Source organism: Streptomyces sp. bgisy027, assembly GCF_057710365.1.
Genome location: NZ_JBYIVZ010000005.1, coordinates 249,659 through 272,654, shown reverse-complemented (window position 1 = coordinate 272,654; position 22,996 = coordinate 249,659). Strand labels below are relative to the sequence as shown.

At 72.3% G+C, this 22,996-nt stretch carries 23 protein-coding genes; 17 read left to right on the top strand and 6 right to left on the bottom strand.

The features are described from left to right. Positions 1 to 55 precede the first annotated feature (55 nt). From alr to AC3ETA_RS07805, 4 genes are all read left to right on the top strand, one after another. Positions 56 to 1,222 (top strand): alanine racemase, encoded by a 1,167-nt coding sequence (gene alr / locus AC3ETA_RS07820; RefSeq protein WP_432192057.1) that lies wholly within the window; start codon positions 56 to 58, stop codon positions 1,220 to 1,222. 163 nt (positions 1,223 to 1,385) lie between these two features. Next, positions 1,386 to 2,627: an alpha/beta fold hydrolase gene (locus AC3ETA_RS07815; protein ID WP_432192056.1), complete on the top strand. Its 1,242-nt coding sequence runs from the start codon at positions 1,386 to 1,388 to the stop codon at positions 2,625 to 2,627. After that, the gene (gene tsaE, locus AC3ETA_RS07810; protein ID WP_432192055.1) at positions 2,593 to 3,138 is read left to right on the top strand and encodes a tRNA (adenosine(37)-N6)-threonylcarbamoyltransferase complex ATPase subunit type 1 TsaE; all 546 of its coding nucleotides are present in this window, start codon (positions 2,593 to 2,595) and stop codon (positions 3,136 to 3,138) included. Before AC3ETA_RS07815 ends, tsaE begins: the two co-directional genes overlap by 35 nt. A 136-nt stretch (positions 3,139 to 3,274) precedes the next feature. Further along, a complete protein-coding gene (locus AC3ETA_RS07805; RefSeq protein ID WP_432192054.1) occupies positions 3,275 to 3,463 on the top strand; it encodes a hypothetical protein in 189 nt (62 codons plus the stop codon). A gap of 26 nt (positions 3,464 to 3,489) precedes the next feature. Here the strand turns inward: AC3ETA_RS07805 and AC3ETA_RS07800 are convergent, their stop codons facing one another. After that, positions 3,490 to 4,044, bottom strand: coding sequence for a hypothetical protein (locus tag AC3ETA_RS07800; protein ID WP_432192053.1), 555 nt, complete (start codon positions 4,042 to 4,044; stop codon positions 3,490 to 3,492). Positions 4,045 to 4,261: 217 nt separating this feature from the next. Between AC3ETA_RS07800 and tsaB the strand changes: the two genes are divergently transcribed. The 4 genes from tsaB to AC3ETA_RS07780 are packed head-to-tail and all read left to right on the top strand — an operon-like array spanning position 4,262 to position 6,828. Beyond that, positions 4,262 to 4,918, top strand: coding sequence for a tRNA (adenosine(37)-N6)-threonylcarbamoyltransferase complex dimerization subunit type 1 TsaB (tsaB, locus tag AC3ETA_RS07795; RefSeq protein WP_432192052.1), 657 nt, complete (start codon positions 4,262 to 4,264; stop codon positions 4,916 to 4,918). After that, positions 4,915 to 5,445, top strand: a complete 531-nt coding sequence (gene rimI, locus AC3ETA_RS07790) for a ribosomal protein S18-alanine N-acetyltransferase (RefSeq protein WP_432192051.1) — start codon at positions 4,915 to 4,917, stop codon at positions 5,443 to 5,445. Before tsaB ends, rimI begins: the two co-directional genes overlap by 4 nt. Further along, positions 5,438 to 6,568, top strand: coding sequence for a tRNA (adenosine(37)-N6)-threonylcarbamoyltransferase complex transferase subunit TsaD (gene tsaD / locus AC3ETA_RS07785; RefSeq protein WP_432192050.1), 1,131 nt, complete (start codon positions 5,438 to 5,440; stop codon positions 6,566 to 6,568). Before rimI ends, tsaD begins: the two co-directional genes overlap by 8 nt. Beyond that, a complete protein-coding gene (locus AC3ETA_RS07780; protein WP_432192049.1) occupies positions 6,565 to 6,828 on the top strand; it encodes a hypothetical protein in 264 nt (87 codons plus the stop codon). Before tsaD ends, AC3ETA_RS07780 begins: the two co-directional genes overlap by 4 nt. A gap of 30 nt (positions 6,829 to 6,858) precedes the next feature. On the opposite strand, the gene AC3ETA_RS07775 is transcribed toward AC3ETA_RS07780, so the two are convergent. Next, positions 6,859 to 9,177, bottom strand: coding sequence for a beta-xylosidase/alpha-l-arabinosidase (locus AC3ETA_RS07775; protein WP_432192048.1), 2,319 nt, complete (start codon positions 9,175 to 9,177; stop codon positions 6,859 to 6,861). 121 nt (positions 9,178 to 9,298) lie between these two features. Between AC3ETA_RS07775 and AC3ETA_RS07770 the strand changes: the two genes are divergently transcribed. The 4 genes from AC3ETA_RS07770 (at position 9,299) to AC3ETA_RS07755 (ending at position 13,602) form a co-directional block, all read left to right on the top strand. Continuing rightward, the gene (locus AC3ETA_RS07770) at positions 9,299 to 10,417 is read left to right on the top strand and encodes a LacI family DNA-binding transcriptional regulator (RefSeq protein ID WP_432192047.1); all 1,119 of its coding nucleotides are present in this window, start codon (positions 9,299 to 9,301) and stop codon (positions 10,415 to 10,417) included. A gap of 231 nt (positions 10,418 to 10,648) precedes the next feature. Then, positions 10,649 to 11,713 carry an LCP family protein gene (locus AC3ETA_RS07765; RefSeq protein WP_432192046.1) on the top strand — a complete coding sequence of 355 codons (1,065 nt, stop codon included), beginning with the start codon at positions 10,649 to 10,651 and terminating at the stop codon, positions 11,711 to 11,713. Positions 11,714 to 11,822: 109 nt separating this feature from the next. Next, a complete protein-coding gene (locus tag AC3ETA_RS07760) occupies positions 11,823 to 12,179 on the top strand; it encodes a YciI family protein (RefSeq protein ID WP_432192045.1) in 357 nt (118 codons plus the stop codon). A gap of 214 nt (positions 12,180 to 12,393) precedes the next feature. Further along, complete coding sequence (locus AC3ETA_RS07755; protein WP_432192089.1) at positions 12,394 to 13,602, top strand: RNA polymerase sigma factor; 1,209 nt, start codon at positions 12,394 to 12,396, stop codon at positions 13,600 to 13,602. Here AC3ETA_RS07755 and AC3ETA_RS07750 read toward each other — a convergent pair whose 3' ends face one another. Next, complete coding sequence (locus tag AC3ETA_RS07750; RefSeq protein WP_432192044.1) at positions 13,603 to 14,775, bottom strand: class I SAM-dependent methyltransferase; 1,173 nt, start codon at positions 14,773 to 14,775, stop codon at positions 13,603 to 13,605. Between the two features lie 148 nt (positions 14,776 to 14,923). Between AC3ETA_RS07750 and AC3ETA_RS07745 the strand changes: the two genes are divergently transcribed. The 4 genes from AC3ETA_RS07745 to groL all read left to right on the top strand — a co-directional run bounded on the left by AC3ETA_RS07745 (position 14,924) and on the right by groL (position 19,068). Beyond that, complete coding sequence (locus AC3ETA_RS07745; RefSeq protein WP_432192043.1) at positions 14,924 to 15,976, top strand: polysaccharide deacetylase family protein; 1,053 nt, start codon at positions 14,924 to 14,926, stop codon at positions 15,974 to 15,976. Continuing rightward, the gene (locus AC3ETA_RS07740; protein WP_432192042.1) at positions 15,973 to 16,803 is read left to right on the top strand and encodes a polysaccharide deacetylase family protein; all 831 of its coding nucleotides are present in this window, start codon (positions 15,973 to 15,975) and stop codon (positions 16,801 to 16,803) included. The genes AC3ETA_RS07745 and AC3ETA_RS07740 overlap by 4 nt, the downstream gene beginning before the upstream one ends. Positions 16,804 to 17,009: 206 nt before the next feature. Next, positions 17,010 to 17,318, top strand: coding sequence for a co-chaperone GroES (groES, locus tag AC3ETA_RS07735; RefSeq protein WP_003998759.1), 309 nt, complete (start codon positions 17,010 to 17,012; stop codon positions 17,316 to 17,318). 121 nt (positions 17,319 to 17,439) lie between these two features. Then, the gene (gene groL / locus AC3ETA_RS07730) at positions 17,440 to 19,068 is read left to right on the top strand and encodes a chaperonin GroEL (RefSeq protein ID WP_432192041.1); all 1,629 of its coding nucleotides are present in this window, start codon (positions 17,440 to 17,442) and stop codon (positions 19,066 to 19,068) included. Between the two features lie 78 nt (positions 19,069 to 19,146). On the opposite strand, the gene AC3ETA_RS07725 is transcribed toward groL, so the two are convergent. From AC3ETA_RS07725 to AC3ETA_RS07715, 3 genes are all read right to left on the bottom strand, one after another. Then, complete coding sequence (locus tag AC3ETA_RS07725; RefSeq protein ID WP_432192040.1) at positions 19,147 to 19,839, bottom strand: ester cyclase; 693 nt, start codon at positions 19,837 to 19,839, stop codon at positions 19,147 to 19,149. 562 nt (positions 19,840 to 20,401) lie between these two features. After that, entirely contained in the window at positions 20,402 to 21,175 is a 774-nt protein-coding gene (locus AC3ETA_RS07720; RefSeq protein ID WP_432192039.1) for an SDR family NAD(P)-dependent oxidoreductase, read from the bottom strand. A 145-nt stretch (positions 21,176 to 21,320) separates the two neighbouring features. After that, entirely contained in the window at positions 21,321 to 21,989 is a 669-nt protein-coding gene (locus tag AC3ETA_RS07715) for an MOSC domain-containing protein (protein ID WP_432192038.1), read from the bottom strand. Positions 21,990 to 22,068: 79 nt separating this feature from the next. Between AC3ETA_RS07715 and AC3ETA_RS07710 the strand changes: the two genes are divergently transcribed. Further along, a complete protein-coding gene (locus AC3ETA_RS07710; RefSeq protein ID WP_432192037.1) occupies positions 22,069 to 22,965 on the top strand; it encodes a LysR family transcriptional regulator in 897 nt (298 codons plus the stop codon). Positions 22,966 to 22,996: the final 31 nt, after the last annotated feature.

The window sequence follows — 22,996 nt, the reverse complement described above, 5'->3', positions numbered from 1 at the left end:
CCATGGCTCCCGGCGCGGCGGCGATGTCGGACCCCTCTGAGACACTGGGGGCGCGATGACAGAGACAACAGCCCAGCGGACCGCGCCCCTGCGGGCCCGCGCCGAGATCGATCTGGCCGCCCTGCGGTCCAATGTGCTGAGCCTGCGCGCCCACGCACCGGGCGCGGCCCTGATGGCCGTCGTGAAATCGGACGCGTACGGCCACGGGGCCGTCCGGTGCGCCCGCGCCGCCGTCGACGCCGGCGCCACCTGGCTGGGTACGGCGACCCCCGAGGAGGCCCTCGTGCTGCGGGCCGCCGGGCTGCGCGGCATGCGGATGATGTGCTGGCTGTGGACGCCGGGCGGCCCCTGGCGGGAGGCCGTCGAGGCCGACGTCGACGTCTCCGTCAGCGGGATGTGGGCCCTCCAGGAGGTCACCGAGGCCGCCCGGCAGGCCGGCGCCCCCGCACGCGTGCACCTCAAGGCCGACACCGGGCTCGGGCGCGGCGGCTGCCAGCCGGGCGACGACTGGACCGAGCTGGTCCGCGAGGCCCTGCGGGCCGAGGCCGAAGGGCTCCTGAGCGTCACCGGGCTGTGGTCGCACTTCGCCTGCGCCGACGAGCCCGGGCATCCCTCCATCGCCGCCCAGCTCTCCCGCTTCCGGGAGATGGTGGCGTACGCCGAGGGGCAGGGCGCGCGGCCGGAGGTGCGGCACATCGCGAACTCGCCGGCCACGCTCACCCTCCCGGACAGCCACTTCGACCTGGTGCGCACCGGCATCGCGACCTACGGCATCTCGCCCAGCCCCGAGCTGGGCGGCCCCGCCGACTTCGGGCTGCGGCCCGTGATGACGCTGTCGGCGTCCCTGGCCCTGGTCAAGCACGTGCCGGGCGGCCACGGCGTCTCCTACGGCCATCGTTACGTCACCCCCGGCGAGACCACCCTCGGCCTCGTCCCCCTGGGCTACGCCGACGGCGTCCCGCGGCACGCCTCCGGCGCCGGGCCGGTGCTGGTCGGCGGCAAGTGGCGGACGGTCGCGGGGCGGATCGCGATGGACCAGTTCGTCGTCGACCTGGGCGGGGACGAGCCCGAGCCGGGTGCGCGGGCCGTGCTGTTCGGGCCCGGTGACGGCGGTGAGCCCACCGCCGAGGACTGGGCGCAGGCGGCGGGGACCATCGCGTACGAAATCGTCACCCGGATCGGAACGCGCGTTCCACGCGTCTACAGGAATGCGTCCATGTGATGCGGCGCTGTGATCCGGGCTGTGTGATGCGTCCATCTGTGTGCGGCCAAGTGAATGCGGAACGAGACGGGTAACCCGTAGCGGGACGCATGATCGAAACACCGGCACCATTCACCACCCACGTCACAACGGCACCATGAGAGCCAGCGAAGAGGAGCGGTACGTGAGCGAGAGCAGTGCGGAGGCCGTCGCGGCCGTCGCCTCCGCCACGGGGGCGGCCGCGAACTGGCGCAGGGCCACCGGCATCGCCGGTGCGGCGATAGGCGTGATCGCGGCGGGCGCCGCGGCCGGCGTCGCCATAGAGCGCATGACAGTGGGCCGCGGCATGCGGCAGAAGGCCAGACTCGCCCTCGACTCGGCGGGACCGTACGGCTCGCTGCGGGGCACCCCCGGCAAGGCGTACTCCGACGACGGCACCGAGCTGTACTACGAGGTCGACGACATCGACCCCGAGGCCGCTCCCGCCCTCAGTCCGCGCCGGCGACGGCTCTTCGGGCGCAAGGCACCGGCCCCCGTCACCGTCGTCTTCAGCCACGGCTACTGCCTCAACCAGGACTCCTGGCACTTCCAGCGGGCCGCCCTGCGGGGCGTCGTGCGCACCGTGCACTGGGACCAGCGCAGCCACGGCCGCTCGGGGCGCGGCGTCGCCCAGGCGCAGGAGGGCAGGCACGTCGACATCGAGCAGCTCGGGCGCGACCTGAAGGCCGTCATCGACGCGGCCGCGCCGGAAGGGCCGCTCGTGCTGGTCGGGCACTCCATGGGCGGGATGACCGTCATGGCGCTGGCCGACCGGTTCCCGGACCTGATCCGCGACCGGGTCGTCGCCACCGCACTCGTCGGTACGTCGTCCGGGAAGCTCGGCGAGGTCAACTTCGGACTGCCCGTCGCAGGGGTGAACGCGGTGCGGCGGGTGCTGCCGGGCGTGCTCAAGGCGCTGGGGCAGCGCGCCGAGCTGGTGGAGCGCGGGCGGCGGGCCACCGCCGACCTGTTCGCCGGGATCATCAAGCGGTACTCGTTCTCGTCCCGGGACGTCGACCCGGCCGTCGCCCGGTTCGCCGAACGGATGATCGAGGGGACGCCGATCGACGTGGTCGCGGAGTTCTACCCGGCCTTCGCCGACCACGACAAGACCGAGGCGCTCGCCCTCTTCACGGACATGCCGGTGCTCGTCCTGGCCGGTGTGGGCGACCTCGTCACGCCCAGCGAGCACAGCGAGGCCATCGCCGACCACCTGCCGGAGGCCGAACTGGTGCTCGTGCCGGACGCCGGGCACCTGGTCATGCTGGAGCACCCGGAAGTGGTCACCGACCGTCTGGCCGACCTGCTCACCCGGGCGGGTGCCGTGCCGGCAGGGGCTACCGTTAGTGGCTATGGAAGCACCAGCAGCACCGCACAACGCGGGTGACCTCGAGCTGACCGTCACCGCTCCCGACCAGATGCGGGAGCTGGGCCGCCGCCTCGCCAAGCTGCTGCGCGCCGGCGACCTGGTGATGCTCAGCGGGGAGCTCGGCGCGGGCAAGACGACGCTGACGCGCGGGCTCGGCGAGGGGATGGGGGTCCGGGGCGCGGTCACGTCCCCGACCTTCGTGATCGCCCGTGTGCACCCGTCCCTCGGCGACGGTCCGCCGCTCGTCCACGTCGACGCCTACCGGCTGTCCGGGGGCCTCGACGAGATGGAGGACCTCGACCTCGACGTCTCGCTGCCCGACTCGGTGATCGTCGTGGAATGGGGCGAGGGCAAGGTCGAGGAGCTGACCGAGGAGCGGCTGCAGATCGTGATCCACCGGGCCGTCGGCACTGCGTCTTCCCGGGGGGCGGCCCCCGGACCCCCGGAGACCGACGAGGTGCGGCACGTGACCGTGACCGGGCTCGGGGAGCGCTGGGCGACGGCGGACCTGAGCGTGCTGTCGGCCTGAGCCCGCTGCCGGCGATGAACATTCCGACAAGACGTCGGCAAAATATTGCGTTCGCGGTCTTGGGCGTGGTCACATGGTACCCAGTCCGTAGTTAGGTGTACCTAACTACGTCCGCCCCCGGCCCCAGGAGGCGTCCATGCCGGCATCGGAGAACACGGCCCAGCAGCGGCCCGAGGTGAGGGCCGGGGTGTCCATGCGTGATCTGCTCGCGGCCGGTGCCGCGGCGAGACTGATCTCCACTCCGCCGCGCGAGCCCGAGGCCGGGCGGCCGCAACAGCACGGGCGACCGGAACACACGCGGCACACGCACCGCGAAGCGGCCTAGAGGGCCTGGTCCGAAAGCGGCAGGCCCTAGCGGATCACCACGACCGCGCGGCCGATCGTCGCGAAGTCCCACATCGCGTCGCCGTCCGCCCGCGACTCACGGATACCGCCCGTCTTCAGGGCCGGGTCGGGATGCGTCGACGGGCTCCTGACGGTCGTACTGAAGCCGATGGTCACGTCGTCCACGCTCGCGAAGCGGATGACGTGCTCGATGGCGGCGCCGTCGGTGCCGGTGGTCGCGTTGGAGCGGGAGGTGACCGCGTACAGGCCCGGCAGGGGGTCGACCGATCCGGGGTACACGCGGAACGTGCGCTTGACCTCGCCGCCCTTCTCGACCAGCCACACCCGGTCGTCGTCCACGGAGTACACGACCCGCTGCCCCGTACCGGATCCGTCGGGCAGCGCGTCGGGGTCCTCGCGGTCGCGGGGCACCTTCGAGGTGCTGACCCCCGGAACGTTGCCGCTCCGCGGCCCCGCGAGGCCGGCCGGGACGGTGGCCGAGGCCTGGAAGGCGAGGAAGCCGACCGTCCCCAGGGCAGCCGCGGTCAGCCCCGCCACGATTGAGGAGCTGCTGCCTGCCACCCTCGCTCACCTCAGCGTTCGCGTCATAGGTCGTGATCCAGCCCGACCGTAGCAGCCGTCAAGCGCCCGCCCCGCGAGTGAGCCGAAGGGGCGCGCCGATGTCGAACACGGGCTGAGCAGGCTCTCGTCCGCCGGACCGGCCGAGGGCGCCCGCTGGGCGAACGGGCCGTGCAACGCGGCGGCGCCTGACGGTGCGCGGGCGCCGTAGGCTGTTTGCGTGCTCTTGCTCGCTCTGGATACCGCCACCCCCGCCGTCACCGTCGCGCTGCACGACGGCACGGACGTCATCACCTCGTCCAGCCAGGTGGACGCGCGCCGGCACGGGGAGCTGCTGCTGCCGGCCGTCGACCGCGTCCTCGCCGAGGCCGGCAAACGGCTCGACGCCGTCACCGGCATCGTCGTGGGCATCGGACCCGGCCCCTACACCGGGCTGCGCGTCGGCCTCATGACCGCCGACACCTTCGGGCTCGCCCTCGGCGTCCCCGTGCACGGCCTGTGCACGCTGGACGGCCTCGCGTATGCGGCCGACATCGAGAAGGGCCCGTTCGTCGTCGCGACGGACGCCCGGCGCAAGGAGGTCTACTGGGCGCGGTACGCCGACTCCCGCACCCGGCTGACCGACCCGGCCGTCGACCGGCCCGCCGACATCGCCGACGAGGTCGCCGGGCTGCCGGCCGTCGGCGCGGGCGCGCTGCTGTACCCCGAGACCTTCCCCCGCGCCCACGAGCCCGAGCACGTGTCGGCGGCGGCGCTCGCGGCGCTGGCCGCCGAGCGGCTGGCGGCGGGCGAGGAACTCCTGGCGCCGCGGCCGCTGTATCTGCGCCGGCCCGACGCCCAGGTCCCCAAGAACTACAAGGTGGTCACCCCCAAGTGACCGAACCCGTGACCCCCGCCGGCGCCGCTGCCTCCGGTCCTCCGCTTCGCGAGATGCGCTGGTGGGACATCGACCGAGTGCTGGAGCTGGAGAAGGACCTGTTCCCCGAGGACGCCTGGTCCCGGGGCATGTTCTGGTCCGAGCTGGCCCACTCGCGCGGGCCCGAGGCGACCCGGCGCTATGTCGTCGCCGAGGGGCCCGACCGGGTCGTGGGCTACGCCGGCCTCGCCTCCGCCGGGGACCTCGCCGACATCCAGACCATCGCCGTCGCCCGCGACCACTGGGGCACGGGCCTCGGCGCCCGTCTCCTCACCGAACTGCTGCGAGCCGCCGGCGAATTCGAGTGCGCCGAAGTGATGCTGGAGTGCCGTGTGGACAACGTCCGCGCCCAGAAGCTCTACGAGCGCTTCGGCTTCGAGGCCATCGGCTTCCGGCGCGGCTACTACCAGCCGGGGAACGTGGACGCCCTCGTGATGCGACTGACCGCCCCCGAAAACTCCGTACAAGGAACCGAGATCAATGGCTGACTCGCGCGACGTTCCCCTCGTCCTCGGCATCGAGACCTCCTGTGACGAGACCGGCGTCGGCATCGTCCGCGGCACCACCCTGCTCGCCGACGCCGTCGCCTCCAGCGTCGACGAGCACGCCCGCTTCGGCGGTGTCGTGCCGGAGGTCGCCTCACGGGCGCACCTGGAGGCGATGGTCCCCACCATCGACCGCGCGCTGAAGGAGGCCGGGGTGAGCGCCCGCGACCTCGACGGCATCGCGGTGACCGCCGGCCCGGGCCTGGCGGGCGCGCTGCTGGTGGGCGTGTCGGCGGCGAAGGCGTACGCCTACGCGCTGGGCAAGCCGCTCTACGGCGTCAACCACCTCGCGTCCCACATCTGCGTGGACCAGCTGGAGCACGGCGCGCTGCCGGAGCCGACGATGGCGCTGCTGGTGAGCGGCGGCCACTCGTCCCTCCTGCTCTCGACCGACATCACCTCGGACGTACGGCCGCTCGGCGCGACCATCGACGACGCGGCCGGTGAGGCCTTCGACAAGATCGCGCGCGTGCTGAACCTCGGCTTCCCCGGCGGCCCGGTCATCGACCGCTACGCCCGCGAGGGCGACCCGGACGCGATCGCCTTCCCGCGCGGACTGACGGGCCCGCGCGACCCGGCGTACGACTTCTCGTTCTCGGGCCTGAAGACGGCGGTCGCCCGCTGGATCGAGGCCAAGCGGGCGGCGGGGGAGGAGGTGCCGGTGCGTGACGTCTCGGCCTCCTTCCAGGAGGCGGTCGTCGACGTGCTGACCCGCAAGGCCGTACGGGCCTGCAAGGACGAGGGCGTCGACCACCTGATGATCGGCGGCGGCGTGGCCGCCAACTCGCGGCTGCGGGCGTTGGCGCAGGAGCGGTGCGAGGCGGCCGGCATCCGGCTGCGGGTGCCGCGGCCGAAGCTGTGCACCGACAACGGAGCGATGGTGGCGGCGCTGGGCGCGGAGATGGTGGCCCGCAACCGGGCGGCGTCCAGCTGGGACCTGTCGGCGGACTCGTCCCTGCCGGTGACGGACCCGCACGTGCCGGGAAACTTCGCGGACGAGGCCCACGGCCATGGCCACGACCACGACCACGTGCACGAGGTCAGCAAGGAGAACCTGTACTCGTGACGGTCGCGCTGATGTGGGAGGCGCGAGCGGTCCCCGGCCGGGGCGAGGACCTGCTCGCATGGGCCCGGGGGCAGGAACTGGCCGTACGCCCCCTACGCCGGGAGACCTTCCGGGCCCCCGAGGACCGCGTCCTCGTCATCACCTGGTGGGACGCGCCCCTCGACACCGATCTGCCCGAACTTCCCGCACCGGACGGGGAGTTGGTGACTCGGGCGGTGCATCGGTGGCGGTTCGAGTCGGTGGGGGTCGAGGGCCGCTGACCGCGGTGGAGGCGCGGCCCGGCGGCACTGTCACGCCGGTGCCGACACCTCCGACTCGCACCGCAGCCGCCGGTTCGTCCCCAACTCCCGTACAGAACCAGTGAGCTGGAGCCGTGCCGTGTGCCGTGCCTCCGCGCTCGACGCCCCCAGCCGCAGCTCCAGGGCCCCCGGTTCGACGATCCGGCGCCCCGAGCGGTCGGTGAACGACGACAGGTCGGCGTGGAAGCGGAAGGTGACCCGCCGGGCCTCGCCCGCCCCCAGCTCCACCCGCTGGTATCCGATCAGCCGGACGTCCGGGCGCGTGACCGATGCCACCGGATCGTGCAGGTACAGCTGGACGACGTCCGCGCCCGCCCGGTCTCCCGTGTTGCGGACCGTGAGTGAGAGGTCGTACGTGCCGTCGGTGGGGATCTCCGAGGCCGTGCCCCGGAAGTCCTCCCAGGTGAACGACGTGTACGAGCGGCCGTGCCCGAAGGCGTACTGCGGTGTCGGGTCCAGGTTGCTGACCTCTCCCGCCAGGCCCAGTGGTGGCTGGAGGTAGGTCCACGGCTGGCCCCCGGGGTCCCGTGGCACGCTCACCGGCAGCCTTCCCGAAGGGTTCACGCGGCCCGACAGGGCTCCTGCCACTGCCGGGCCGCCCTCCTCCCCCGGGAAGAAGGCCTGGACGACCGCTCCCAGGCGGCCCGCCCAGCGGCCCAGGGCGTAGGGGCGGCCGGTCAGGAGGACCAGGACCACCGGGACGCCGGTCGCCACCAGCGCGTCCAGCAACTCGGCCTGTACGCCGGGCAGTCGCAGGTCCGTGACGTCGCAGCCCTCGCCGGACGTGCCCCGCCCGAACAGCCCGGCCCGGTCGCCCAGCACCGCGAGGCACACGTCCGCCTCCGACGCCCGTGCGACCGCCTCCTCGAAGCCGGCCGTGTCGGGGTCGGCGACCCCGCAGCCCTCCGCGAACGTCACCTTGGCGTCGGGGAGTTCGGTGCGCAGGGCCTCCAGGAGCGTCGGGATCCCGATGCCCATCGGCACCTCGGGGTGGTGCGTGAGGACGTGGGACGGGAAGGAGTAGCAGCCGAGCATGGCCAGGGCGTCCGCCGCGCGGGGGCCCACCACCGCCACGCGGGCGTCCGGGGGCAGCGGCAGCACGCCGTCCGGGTTGTCCAGGAGCACCACCGACTCCTCCGCCACCCGGCGGGCCAGCGCCCGGTTTTCGGGGGAGTCCAGGTCGATGTGCGCCGTCGCCGGCTCCGGCGTCCAGTCCTCGTCCAGCAGTCCCAGCTCGCACTTCTGCAGCAGCACCCTGCGCGCCGCCCGGTCCACCAGTTCCTCCGGGACCTCGCCCGCCAGGACGGCTTCGACGAGCGGCGTTCCGTAGCACTTCACGGTCGGGAGCTCCACGTCGATGCCCGCCGCCAGCGCCGCGTGCGCCGCCTCCGCAGGGCCGCCCGCCACCCTGTGCAGCGTCTGAAGGAAGGCGATGCCGAAGTAGTCGGCGACCACCGTGCCCGTGAAGCCCCATTGCGAGCGCAGGAGTTCGGTCAGCAGCCCCGGGTCCGCCGACGCCGGCACTCCGTCCGTTTCGTTGTACGCCGCCATCACCGACCGCGCCCCGCCCTCGCGCAGCGCCATCTCGAACGGAGGGAGGGTGACGTCGGCGAGTTCACGCACGCCCGCCCGCACCGGCGCGAGATTGCGTGCGCCCGCCGACGACGCGTACCCGGCGAAGTGCTTGAGTGTCGCGATGACGCCGGCCGACTCCAGCCCCCGGACGTAGGCCGTGCCGATCGTGCCGGTCAGGTACGGGTCCTCGCCGATGGTCTCCTCGACCCGGCCCCAGCGGGGATCGCGTACGACGTCCAGGACCGGCGCGAGGCCCTGGTGGACGCCGGCCGAGCGCAGGTCCCGGCCGATGCGCCGGGCCATCTCCTCGACGAGCGGGGGGTCGAAGGTGGCTCCCCAGGCGAGCGGGACCGGGTACGCCGTGGCCTGCCAGGCCGTGAAGCCGGCCAGGCACTCCTCGTGGGCCACCGCGGGGATGCCGAAGCGGCCCGCCCCGGCGATACGGCGCTGGGCGCGGGCCAGTGCCTGCGCCCCGAGCGCCGGGTCCACGGGCGCGGTGCCGAAGGAACGGGTGAGCTGGCCGAGGCCGTGCGTGATCAGCTCGTCCCACTCGTCGGCGGTGCGGTCGGTGGCCATGTCGTGCTGGTGCGGGGCGACTCCGTCGCCGTCCGTGGCGGCGCCCACCCAGACGCCGTAGAGCTGGGCGGTCTTCTCCTGAAGGGTCATCCGGGACAGGAGGTCGTCGACGCGGGCGGCGGCGGACAGGGCGGGGTCGCGCCAGGGGGCGGTGGTCATGAAACTCCTGTCGGGGCGATGGCCCACTCGCGAATGTTTCGTTATTCACCTCGAATGTTCCGGAACCTAGGTGCGGTGAGAAGGGTTCGTCAAGAGGTCGCGCAGGGATACGATCGCCGCCATGACAGCCCGTGAGCCCGCTGAAACCCGGACGACAGAGTCGGAAAGCCGGTCGACAACGTCGGAAACCCGGACGACCACGACCACGGCACCGACGGGCGGCCGGTCCGCGCAGACCGCGACGCTCGCCGAGATCGCCCGTGAGGCGGGCGTGTCCGCGCCGACTGTTTCGAAGGTCCTCAACGGGCGCGCCGACGTCGCCCCGGCCACCCGCACCCGCGTCGAGGACCTGCTGCGCGCCCACGGCTACCGGCGCCGGCGGGCCGAGGCCAGCCGCTCGCCGCTGATCGACCTGGTCTTCCACGAACTGGAGAGCGCGTGGGCGATGGAGGTCATCCGGGGCGTGGAGAACGTCGCCCGCGATGCCGGCCTGAGCGTGGTGCTGAGCGAGAGCGCCGGGCGGCTGACCCCGGGCCGGACCTGGGCCGACCAGGTCGCCGCCCGCCGCCCGCACGGCGTGGTCCTCGTGCTGTCCGGCCTCGACGAGTCCCAGCGCGCCCTGCTCACCAGCCGCTCGATCCCGTTCGTGGTGATGGACCCGGCGGGCGACCCGGGCGCGGACGTGCCGTCCATCGGCGCCACCAACTGGCAGGGCGGGCTGGCCGCCACCCGGCACCTCGTCGACCTCGGCCACCGCAGGATCGGCGCGATCACCGGGCCGTCCCGGATGATGTGCAGCCGGGCCCGCCTCGACGGCTACCGAGCAGCCCTGGAGACGGCCGGGCTGCCGGTCGAGCAGGACCTGATCCGGCCCGGCGACTTCCACCACGAGACCGGCTACCGGCAGGGCCTGGAGCTGCTGCGCCGCCCGGACCGGCCGACCGCCGTCTTCGCCGGCAACGACCTGCAGGCGCTCGGGCTGTACGAGGCCGCGCGCGAGCTGGGGCTGCGCATCCCGGAGGACCTCAGCGTCGTCGGCTTCGACGATCTGCCGGTCGCCCGCTGGGTGGGGCCGCCGCTGACGACCGTACGGCAGCCGCTGACGGAGATGGCCGAGGCGGCGGCGAAGCTGGTGCTCGACCTCGCGCGCGAGGAGGGGGCGCCGGCGACGCGGGTGGAGCTGGCGACCAGCCTGGTGGTGCGCAGCAGTACGGGGGAGCCGCCGGCGGCGCGGCGGTAGGGGTCCGTTGCCCAGGGGCGGGTGGTGCGCACTGCCCGCACCCCGCGCCGAAGTCAGTCGGTTACCTGGTCGAAACTTTCGACAACGGGCGGGTTTCCGGCGGTGGTTCAGTGGCGTTCGGTGCCAACGGGACCTGGAGCGAGGCCGGTTCGGCCCGGAAGTCTGAGAATTTCCGAAGAAAAGGCGGTCTGGCATCCCCGCCCGTAATAATTCGGACGTACGTTCCTGCCTATGACGGGACTTGGCGCGAACGGACGGGAAGCGGACGAGGACGACGGCAGACACCCGGGCCGGCGGTCGACAGCGCTCAAGACCGTCGGCCTCTTCGTCGCCGGCATCCTGACCCTGGCCGTCGCCGCGGCGGGCTGGGTCTACTGGCACCTCAACGACAACATCAAGAGCGTCGACATCGACAGCGCGCTCGGCGACAACCGCCCGCCCAGGGCGATGACGACCCCGGCGCCCTCCGCCTCCGAGTCCCCGCTGCCCACGGGCTCGTTGAACATCCTGGTCCTCGGCTCGGACTCGCGCAGCGGCGAGGAGAACCGGGAACTCGGCGGCGGCAGCAGCACCGGCGCCCGCTCCGACACCGCGATGGTCGTGCACATCGACGCCGGCCGCACGGAGGCGACGGTCGTCAGCATCCCGCGCGACACCCTGGTCACCCGGCCGTCCTGCCCGCTGCCGTCGGGCGGGTCGACCGAGGTGGCGTACAACTCCATGTTCAACAGCGCGTACGCGATCGGCGGCCCCGTCTGCGCGGTCAAGACCGTCGAGTCGCTCACGGACATCCGCATGGACCACTACATCGAGATCGACTTCTCCGGCTTCGCGAAGCTGGTGGACGCGCTGGGCGGCGTCACCGTCACGACGGACGGGGACATCGACGACGAGGACAGCCATCTGACCCTGGAGGCGGGCACGCACCACCTGGACGGCGAGCAGGCCCTCGCCCTCGCCCGCACCCGGCACGGCATAGGCGACGGCAGCGACCTCGGCCGCATCGGCCTCCAGCAGACCCTGGTGAAGGCCCTCCTGGACCAGATGTCCGCCACGTCCCTGCTCACCGACCCCACCAGGCTCTACCGGGTCGCCGACGCGGTGACGGCCGGCCTGACCACCGACACCGGCCTGGACTCCCTGACCGAGCTGGTGAGCCTCGGCCGCAGCCTGAGCGGCCTGACCTCGGACGCGGTGCGGACGGTCATGATGCCGGTCGTACCGGCGCCGTCGGACCACAACCGGGTGGTGGCCGAGGAGCCGGAGGCGAAAGAGCTGTGGAAGTCCCTGCGGTGAGAAAAGAATCTCCGAAGAAATCCGGGGAGCGTGTCGATCGGGCCCTTTGCCGTTCGACGCAGGGGTGAGAGGCCGGGAAGGACCCGGCCCCCGCACCCGAGGAGCCACCATGCCCCGCTACCTGTCGCTCGTGAAGATCGACGAGTCCACCGCCCCCGCCGAGGGCCCGAGCCCCGAGCTGATGCAGCGGATGGGCGAGCTGCTGGAAGAGGTCACCAAGGCCGGCGTCATGCTCGACACGGCCGGACTGACGCCGTCCGCGCAGGGCAGCCGCGTGCACTGGGAGGGCGGCAGCATCTCCGTCACCGACGGGCCCTTCACCGAGTCCAAGGAGGTCATCGGCGGCTACGCGCTCATGCAGTGCAAGGACATGGCCGAGGCCCTGGAGTGGACCAAGCGGTTCGTCAAGGTGCACGGCGAGGAGTGGACGGTGACCTGCGAGGTGCGGGAGATCGCCGAGGGCTGATCCGGTTCCTTGGCTCCGTGACCGTACGGGTGTCTGATGGTGGGCTGTGGAACCACAGCCCCGGCCCACCGCAGACACCGGCCGCGCCGCCGCGGACAGCGATCGCGGCACCGCCGAGACCGGCAGTGCCGAGACCGGCACCGCCGAGACCGGCACCGCCGAGACCGGCAGTGCCGCCGCCGGCACGGCCGCGACCGTCGAGACCGTCTTCCGTATCGAGTCCCCGCGGGTCATCGCGGCCGTCACCCGGCTGGTCCGCGACGTCGGCATCGCGGAGGAGCTCGCGCAGGACGCGCTGGTCGCCGCGCTGGAGCAGTGGCCGCGCGACGGTGTGCCGGACAACCCCGGCGCCTGGCTCATGGCCGCCGCCAGGCACCGCGCCGTCGACCTGATCCGCCGCCGCGAGAACTACGCCCGCAAGCTCGCCGAGATCGGCCGCGACCTGGAGACGACGGCACCCCCCGAGGAGCCCCCCGACCCCGACGACATCGACGACGACCTGCTGCGCCTGGTCTTCACCACCTGTCATCCGGTGCTGTCGCCCCAGGCCCGCATCGCCCTCACCCTGCGCCTGCTCGGCGGTCTGACCACCCCGGAGATCGCCCGGGCCTTCCTGGTCCCGGAGCCGACGGTCGCCCAGCGCATCGTCCGCGCCAAGCGCACGCTCGCCACGAAGAACGTCGCCTTCGAGGTCCCCTACGGCCCCGACCGCGAGGCCCGCCTCGGCTCGGTCCTCGAAGTCATCTACCTGATCTTCAACGAGGGGTACGCCGCCACGGCCGGCGACGACTGGCTGCGCCCGGGCCTGTGCGAGGACGCGCTGCGGCTGGCCCGCGTGCTGTCGGGGCTGATGCCGAAGGAGCCGGAGGTGCACGCCCTGACGTCCCTCCTGGAGTTCCAGGCGTCCCGCGCGGCGGCCCGCACCGGCCCGTCCGGCGAGCCGGTCCTGCTGAAGGACCAGAACCGCGGCCGCTGGAACCGCATGCTCATCGCCCGCGGCATCATGGCCCTGTCCCGCGCCGACGCCACTGCCACCGGCGCCCCCGGCCCGTACGCCCTCCAGGCCGCCATCGCCGCGTGCCACGCGCACGCGTACACCTACGACGAGACCGACTGGAAGACCATCGCCACCCTCTACGGTCTGCTCGCCGCCCGAATGCCCTCCCCGGTGGTCGAGTTGAACCGCGCGGTCGCCGTGTCCATGGCCGAGGGCCCGGCCCCCGCCCTGGAGATCGTCGACTCCCTCGCCGCCGAACCGGCGCTGCGCGACTACCACTTGCTGCCCAGCGTCCGCGGCGACCTGCTCCAGCGCCTGGGCCGTACGGCGGAGGCACGGGCGGAGTTCGAGCGCGCGGCGACGCTGACCCGGAACGCGCCGGAGCGGGAGATGCTGCTCAGACGGGCGGCGGACGCCGGGGCGTGACTACGCGGGCCGCCCGACCAGCATCGTCGGCGCCCCGGCCACCCGGGTCAGGAACACCGTCGCCGCGTTCGGCCCCTGCGGCTTGACCTTCTTGCGCAGCTCCTCCGGCTCGACGGCGGAGCCGCGCTTCTTGACGGTCAGGACACCCACCTCGCGCTCCCGCAGCAGCGCCTTCAACTTCTTGACGTTGAAGGGGAGCCGGTCGGTGATCTCGTACGTCGTCGCGTACGGGGTCACGTGGTGTGCGTCCGCCGTGATGTAGGCGATGGTGGGGTCGATCAGCCCGCCGTCCAGGTCGTCGGCGACCTCGGCGACCAGATGGGCGCGGATGACGGCGCCGTCGGGCTCGTACAGGTACCGGCCGACGGGCCGGACCTCGGGGTCGGGCAGGCCGCGGGAGAGCAGCGGGCGCGGGCCCGGCAGCAGGGTGGCGCGGATCGCCCCGGGAGCGGTGCCGAACCACAGCACCGCCTCCTTCACGTCCCCGCCGTCCGAGATCCACTCGGCCTCGGCGTCGTCGGGGACCGCCTCGTGAGGGATGCCGGGCGCGATCTTCAGGGCGGCGTGCGGTGCCTTGCGTGCCGCCTCGACGGCCCAGGACAGCGGCGGCGAGTACGCCTCGGGGTCGAAGATCCGGCCGCGACCACCCCGCCGGGCCGGGTCGACGAACACGGCGTCGTAGCCGCTGGTGTCCACCTCGGTGACGTCCGCCTCCCGCACCTCGACCAGGCCGGCGAGCCCGAGGCCCTCGGCGTTCGCCCGCGCCGCCGCCGCCGTAGCCGGATCCCGGTCCACCGCCAGCACCCGGATCCCGGCCCGCGCCAGCGCGACGGCGTCGCCGCCGATCCCGCAGCACAGGTCGGCGACCGAGCCGATGCCCAGCTCCCGCATCCGCTCCGCCCGGTATGCCGCCACACTCGCCCGGGTCGACTGCTCGACCCCGTTCGGCGTGAAGAACATCCGCCCCGCGTCCGCCGCCCCGAACTTCGCCACCGCCCGCTGCCGCAGCCGCGCCTGCCCGAGGGCCGCCGACACCAGCTCGGCGGGGTGCTCGCGGCGCAGCCGGGTGGCGACGGCGAGTTCGTCGGCGGGGTCGGTGTCACGGACGACGTCGAGGAGGGCGCGGCCCTCGGGGGTGAGGAGCAGGGAGAGGGAGGCGAGGTGGTCGTTCACCGGGACATTGTCGGCCAGGTGCGGCGCGGACGGCGTACGGCCTGCTCACCACCGGCCGCCCGTGTGTGTGGGCCAGTCGGTGGATGGTCCGTCGACTGCCGCGGTGTCGGGCCGGGTTCGGGGCGGGAGCCTGCCAGGATCCGGCTCCATGCGACTAGTAGTACAAAATGACAAAAGCCTCGGAAATGGGGCGGTCCCCGTAGGACACCGTCAGCGGACGGCCCGGCGTGCGCGCGTCCACGGCGTCATGGCCGTGCTCGTCGCGGCCGCCGTCGCCTCCGGCTGTGCCCAGCCCGGCGGCCCCGGGACCGGAGCCCTGCCCGGGGCGGGAGGCGCGTCGGGGCCGACGGACGCATCCGGCCCGGGAGGCGGCTCCGAGGCCGCGGGCGCCCTGCCGAGCCGGCAGCCGCTCAAGACGCCCTCCCCGGCCGCCACCGTGAACTCGCAGGCCAAGAAGTTCCAGTCGGCCCATCGGGCCCGCACCGCCCGTATCGCCGCCGCCCGGCGCTGGCGCCTGGACAGCGTCCCGCTCACGCCCCCGCCACCTCCGGCGAAGAAGCCGGAGATCACCACCCGCGACGGCTTCGAGGTCGACGGGCACGAGGAACTCGGGCTCCCGCCGGTCTTCACGACCGTCCCGACCAAGCAGCGGGTCGTCTTCCTCACCATCGACGACGGCGCCGAGAAGGACCCGACCTTCCTGCGGATGATGGACGACCTCCAGGTGCCCTACACCGCCTTCCTCAGCAACTACCTGATCAAGGAGGACTACGGCTACTTCAGGCGGATGCAGCGCAGCGGCGTGGTCCTGAACAACCACACGCTGCACCACCCCTACCTCCCGGCCCTGTCCTACCGCCGCCAGCAGCGCGAGATCTGCGGCATGCAGGACGTCATCGAGGAGCGCTACGGCAAGCGCCCGCTGCTCTTCCGCCCGCCCTTCGGCAACTACGACCGCAACAGCCTGCGCGCCGCGAAGTCCTGCGGCATCGAGTACGTCCCGCTCTGGAACGAGGAGGTCTTCGTCGATCACTGGGACTACCGCGAGTGGGACCGGAAGATCCGACCGGGTGACATCGTGCTCAGTCATTTCCGGGGCCGGGAGGACTGGAAGGGCACAATGCCCGACATGATCCGCCGGTTCCTGAACAAGGTGACGGCCGAGGGGTACGCGGTGGCACGGCTGGAGGACTACCTGTGAGATCGGCGCGGACGCCGGGGGCGCGGGCCCTCGCGGCAGTGGTCCTGGCGTCCGCCCTGCTCGCGGGCTGTACGCAGCCGGCCGGTCCGGCCGACCCCCGCGGAGGGCCGGCCGAGCGGTCGGCGCGCTCGGCGAAGAACCCCACGCACACGCACCAGCCGTACCGCCGCTGGGGCCTGACCGCCCCGCTGCCCGCACCGCCGGCCCCGCCCGCCCGCAGGACACCGCACCCGGCCGGCGACCGGCTGCCCGTCGTGCACCACGTCCCCACCCGCGACCGGGTCGTCTTCCTCACCTACGACGACGGCGCCGAGAAGGACCCGCGCTTCGTCGACATGGTCCGTGAGCTGCGGCTGCCCGTCAGCATGTTCCTCACGGACAGCGTGGTCGGCCCGGGCTACGGCCACTTCGCCCGGCTGCGCTCGGTGGGCGCGTCGATCCAGAACCACACCCTCGACCACGCCGCCCTGGGCGGTCTGCCGTACGCGGGGCAGCGCGCCGAGATCTGCGGCCAGCAGAACAAGCTCCGCGCCCGCTTCGGCATCCGCCCCCGCCTCTTCCGTCCGCCCTACGGCACCTACGACACCACCACGCTCCGCGCCGCCGCGCACTGCGGTGTCACGGCGGTCGTGCTGTGGCGGGCGGCGATGGAGGGTGACGGCGGACTGACGTACGCCGAGGGGCCCGCCCGGCTGCGCGCCGGGGACATCGTGTCCGTCCCTTCGGGTGAGCCCGCCGGGCTGAGTCTGCGGGAGCGGACGACCCGGCTGCTGCGGGAGATCCAGCGGCGGGGACTCACGGTGGGGCGGCTGGAGGACTACCTGTAGCGGCACCGCCGTGATGCGCCGCGCCGTCGTGAATTAGCAGTCCGCTTGACCGAGTGCTAATCACGGTCATAGGCTCGGGTCTGGCACTCCCCACTGGAGAGTGCCAACTACGCGACGGGCAGGTCCGGCACCCGCGACGACGGATCCACCTGGTCGCCACCTCAGACAGTTAACCCCGTGAGATCTCCGAAGGGGGAGGTCGGATCGTGACGACCACCAGCTCCAAGGTTGCCATCAAGCCGCTTGAGGACCGCATCGTGGTCCAGCCGCTCGACGCCGAGCAGACCACCGCCTCTGGCCTGGTCATCCCGGACACCGCCAAGGAGAAGCCCCAGGAGGGCGTCGTCCTGGCCGTGGGCCCGGGCCGCTTCGAGAACGGCGAGCGCCTGCCGCTCGACGTCAAGACCGGCGACATCGTGCTGTACAGCAAGTACGGCGGCACCGAGGTGAAGTACAACGGCGAGGAGTACCTCGTCCTCTCGGCTCGCGACGTGCTCGCGATCATCGAGAAGTAAGCACCACCTCAGAGTTTTTCCAGCTGCGCCCCTGGCCCCCGCGACCACTTAAAGAAGCCGGGCGCCCGGGGCGCAGTGTCTTTTTGAGAAACCCACAGATTTCGAGAGGGCTCCCGCTGTCATGGCGAAGATCCTGAAGTTCGACGAGGACGCCCGTCGCGCCCTCGAGCGCGGCGTCAACAAGCTGGCCGACACGGTCAAGGTGACGATCGGCCCCAAGGGCCGCAACGTCGTCATCGACAAGAAGTTCGGCGCGCCCACCATCACCAACGACGGTGTCACGATCGCCCGTGAGGTCGAGGTCGAGGACCCGTACGAGAACCTCGGCGCCCAGCTGGTGAAGGAGGTGGCGACCAAGACCAACGACATCGCGGGTGACGGCACCACCACCGCCACCGTGCTGGCCCAGGCGCTGGTCCGCGAGGGCCTGAAGAACGTCGCCGCGGGTGCCTCCCCGGCCGCGCTCAAGAAGGGCATCGACGCGGCCGTGGCCGCCGTCTCCGAGGACCTCCTCGCCTCGGCCCGCCCGATCGAGGAGAAGTCCGACATCGCCGCGGTCGCCGCGCTGTCCGCCCAGGACCAGCAGGTCGGCGAGCTCATCGCCGAGGCGATGGACAAGGTCGGCAAGGACGGTGTCATCACCGTCGAGGAGTCCAACACCTTCGGTCTGGAGCTGGACTTCACCGAGGGCATGGCCTTCGACAAGGGCTACCTGTCGCCGTACTTCGTGACGGACCAGGAGCGCATGGAGGCCGTCCTGGAGGACCCCTACATCCTCATCAACCAGGGCAAGATCTCCTCCATCGCGGACCTGCTGCCGCTGCTGGAGAAGGTCATCCAGGCCGGTGCCTCCAAGCCGCTGCTGATCATCGCCGAGGACGTCGACGGCGAGGCCCTGTCGACCCTGGTCGTCAACAAGATCCGCGGCACCTTCAACGCGGTCGCGGTCAAGGCCCCCGGCTTCGGTGACCGCCGCAAGGCGATGCTCCAGGACATGGCGACCCTCACCGGTGCCACGGTCATCTCCGAGGAGGTCGGCCTCAAGCTCGACCAGGTCGGCCTGGACGTGCTGGGCTCCGCCCGCCGCATCACCGTCACCAAGGACGACACCACGATCGTCGATGGCGCCGGCAAGTCCGAGGACGTGCAGGGCCGCGTCGCCCAGATCAAGTCCGAGATCGAGAACACCGACTCCGACTGGGACCGCGAGAAGCTCCAGGAGCGCCTCGCGAAGCTCGCCGGCGGCGTGTGCGTGATCAAGGTCGGCGCCGCCACCGAGGTGGAGCTGAAGGAGAAGAAGCACCGTCTGGAGGACGCCATCTCCGCGACCCGCGCCGCGGTCGAGGAGGGCATCGTCTCCGGTGGTGGCTCCGCGCTGGTCCACGCCGTCAAGGTCCTCGAGGGCAACCTCGACAAGACCGGCGACGAGGCCACCGGTGTCTCCGTGGTCCGCAAGGCCGCCGTCGAGCCGCTGCGCTGGATCGCCGAGAACGCCGGCCTCGAGGGCTACGTCATCGTCTCCAAGGTGGCCGAGCTCGAGAAGGGCAACGGCTACAACGCCGCGACCGGCGAGTACGGCGACCTGGTCAAGGCCGGTGTCATCGACCCGGTCAAGGTGACCCGCTCCGCCCTGGAGAACGCCGCCTCCATCGCCTCCCTGCTCCTCACGACCGAGACCCTGGTCGTCGAGAAGAAGGAAGAGGAGGAGCCGGCGGCGGCCGGTGGCCACGGCCACGGGCACGCCCACTGAGCCCAGCCGCTCGCAGAGAGCCCCGGTCCCGCGCGCAGGCGCGGAACCGGGGCTTTCCCCTTCGCGGGCTCGTGGGTCCTACCGGCCGAGTACCCCCAGCTGCTCCAGCAGCCCGGCCCGGTCGTACATCCAGTGGCTCTCGCAGATCCTGCCGTCCCGGAACCGCTGCCAGGTCATGCCCCGCATGGTCACGTCCTGCCCGGTCGCCGCGATCCCCAGGAACTCGCCGTTGTGCCGGGCGCTCCACGTCCAGCGGGTGCACACCTGGTCGTCCTGGGCCATCTGGTCGTCGATCCGGAAGGCGAAGTCGAAGGCGGCACGCCACCCGGCGTACTGCTGCCGCACTCCCTCCACACCGCGCACGGGCTCGGGATACGACGGGTCGTTGTCGACGTAGTCCTCGGTGAGATGGTCCCCGATGTCCTCCGGCGCCATCCTCCCCATGTCCTCGAAGAAACCCCGCGCGGCCAGGCAATTCAGCTGCTCGTCCCGCACGACGTCGAGATCGGTGAACGTCGGCGTCTCGTCGCAGAGCGCGACCATCTCCTGAAAGATCCGATCGGTCTCGGGAAGATTCGAGTTCCGCATCGCGTCCTCGTACGAGGCGAACTCCACGATCTCGACGAAGTGCCCCGAGTCGGAGCGGTCCTTCCCGATGACGTCGTGCGTCGCCGTCCGCTTTCCCTTGGTCTGCTCGACCCACCTGTCCATCAGCCGGTTCATCTCGTCGAACCGACTGGTCTTGCAATCGATCAACTGCACGAAGGTCATGACGTCGTCGCCTCCCGGTGGGGCTGGGCGGGGCTGGACGTCTCCATTGTCCTCGCGGACGGGGGGCTGTGCCTGTCGGGCTCGGCATGATGACGGCCTGCGAGCGTGGGGACAACGGTCCGTCGCGGCGGGCGGCGGCATCGGGGTGGCGGTCACGGACGATCAGCACCGGATCGTGGTCGCGCTTCCCCCGCGTTCGGCGTACCAGGAGCAGGCGCGGGGGATCGCCCCGCGCGAACTCACCGGCCGGGAGCGTGAGTTGGCGGAGCTGACCGCCTTTGCGGGGACGGTTCCGGGCCGGTGCAATCTTCCTGGCCGAGGGCGAGAGGGGGCGTCGCGCCGGGGTGCGGGCCCCGATGTATCGATCCCGGCAGCGACCGGGCCGTGGAGGGGTGCCTCGACCTGACGGAACACACCGGTCGGGACGAGGCCGGCCGCCGGCACCTGCTCGCCCTGCACCACGGCGAGTGGACGCAGGCCCTGCCCACGTTCCCGCGGGCCGGGCCGACCGCACGGGAGCGGGCGGCAGCGGCCTGCACGGACGAATTGCCGGCCGATTCGCCTACTGCGGCCCGTACTTCCGCCCAGTGCGTGAACTGATCCCGCCCAGCATCCCCCGAGGCACCAGCTTCGCCGCCCCCATCAACGCCTTGTACCGGGGATCCGGAATGGACAGGGACTTCCCCCGCGCCAGATCCCCCAGCGCCGCCGCCACCAGTTTGTCCGCGTCCAGCCACATCCACCCCGGAATGTTGTCCGTCCCCATTCCGGCCCGTTCATGGAATTCCGTGCGCACGAATCCGGGGCACAGCGCCATCAGCCGCACCCCGCTCCCGGCCAGGTCCCGCGCCACCCCCTGCGTGAACTGCACGACCCACGCCTTGGACGCGCCGTACGTCCCGCGCGGTACGAAGGCGGCGACCGACGCGACGTTGACGACGCCCCCGCGCCCGCGTTCCCGCATCGCCTCCGTCGCCGCCGACGTCAGGCGCAGTACCGCCTCGCAGTGCACCTTGAGCATCTTCAGCTCGTCGGCCATGGAGACGTCGAGGTAGCGGCCCTTGTTGCCGAAACCGGCGTTGTTGATCAGCAGGTCGACGGGGTTCCTGCGGTCGCCGAGGCGGGCGGTGACCGCCTCGATGCCGGTGTCCTCGGCGAGGTCGGCCGTCAGCACCTCGGCCTCGATGCCGTGCCGGTCGTGCAACTCGGTGGCCTGCTCGCGCAGCCGCTTGGTGTCCCGGGCCACCAGGACGAGGTCGTGCCCGTCGGAGGCCAGCCGCCGCGCGAACGCGGCGCCGATACCCGCGGTCGATCCCGTAATCAATGCCGTTGTCATGGCGCAAGATTAGTGACCCGGAGCCCGTGCGTCCGTTTACTGCACAGGCCCCCCCGATCGGTGAAGCCCTGGCGAAGACGGCCATGGGGAGGGCCGGTCGGCGGGCGTAAGGGCGCGAGTTCACGGGGTTGTCGATGACGGTGCGTCAAGCTCCCTGCTGCGCCACGTACTTGTGCGCCGCCTCCAGCGACTCCGGGTGCAGTGCCTCGCCGGCGGCCAGCAGTCGCGGCAGCAGCTTCCGGTCCGTCGTCACCGCGCGGAACTGAAGTGCAACCGTCACATCATGATCCGGACGGTGAATGATCTCCACGGTGTCGCCCGCCCGGATCTCACCCGGCTCGATCACCCGCAGATACGCGCCCGGCGCACCCTTCGCCATGAACCGCTTCACCCACTGCTTCTCACCCACATGGCCCTGGAAGGTGCGACAGGGAATCCGGCCGCTCGTGACCTCCAGCACCACGTCGGACCCGATCCGCCAGCGCTCGCCGATCAGCGCCCCGGACACGTCCAGGCCCGAGGTCGTGAGATTCTCGCCGAAGGCGCCGTTCGCCAGCGGGCGCCCCAGCTCGCGCTCCCAGTCTTCGAGGTCCTCGCGCGCGAGGGCGTACACGGCCTGGTCGTCGCCGCCGTGGTGACGCAGGCTGCAGATCTGGTCCCCGGCCACACCGCTGCCGCCGGTCCCCTTGGGCCCGGGCGCCGCCACTCGCACCGGCCCCTCCACCGGCTGCTTGTCGATCCCGGTCACGCCCTCGGGGTGATCGGTGTAGGGCACGGACTTCCGGTGGCCCAGGTTCACAGACAGAAGCTTCATGAAGGCACGGTAGGCGACAGCGGTCAAAGCGTCCATGCGTTATTCGGCGCCGTATCCAAGGTTCGCTTATGCTCAAGGGGTGATCGAGGCCCGTCATCTCCGTGTGCTGCGCGCCGTCGCCGCCACCGGCTCCTTCTCCGCGGCGGGGCGCGAGCTCGGCTGCACCCAGCCCGCCGTCAGCCAGCAGATGAAGGCCCTGGAGTCGTCCGTCGGCACACCCCTGCTGGTCCGCAGCGGGCGCGAGATGCGGCTGACCCAGGCCGGTGAGGCGCTGGTGCGGCACGCCGCCGGGATCCTCTCGGGACTGACCGCGGCGGAGGAGGAGGTCGCCGCGATCGCCGGACTGCGCGCCGGGCGGGTACGGCTCGTCTCCTTCCCCAGCGGCAGCTCCACCCTCGTCCCGACCGCCCTCGCCGCCCTGCGCGCCGCGCACCCCGGCACCCGTGTCTCCCTGGAGGAGGCCGAGCCCCCGAAGTCCGTCGAGCTGCTGCGCGAGGGCGACTGCGATGTGGCACTCGCCTTCCGCTACGAGGGTGCGGCCCAGGAAGGGGAGTGGGACGACCTCGTCGTACGTCCCCTGCTGACGGACCGTCTCGTCGGTCTCGTGCCGGAGCGGCACCGGCTGGCACGCGCGCGGTCCGTCTCCATCGGCGAGCTCGCGGCGGAGCCGTGGATCGCAGGGTGTCCGCGCTGCCGGGGTCAGCTGGTCGAGGTGTGCGAGAGCGCCGGCTTCACGCCCCGCATCGACTTCGCCACCGACGACTATCCGGCGGTCGTCGGCCTGGTGGGCGCGGGCCTCGGCGTGGCCGTCCTGCCGCAGCTGGCCGTGGACTCCGTACGGCCGCGGGGTGCGCGCATGCTGACGCTGGAACCGGCCGTGCGGCGGGAGATCGTCGCGCTCACGCTGAGTGACCTGGCACAGGTGCCGGCCGTCGCCGCGACGCTGGAGCAGCTGGCGCGCGCCGCGGCGCGCTAGTCAGCGGCGGGGACCCGCTGGTCAGCGGCGG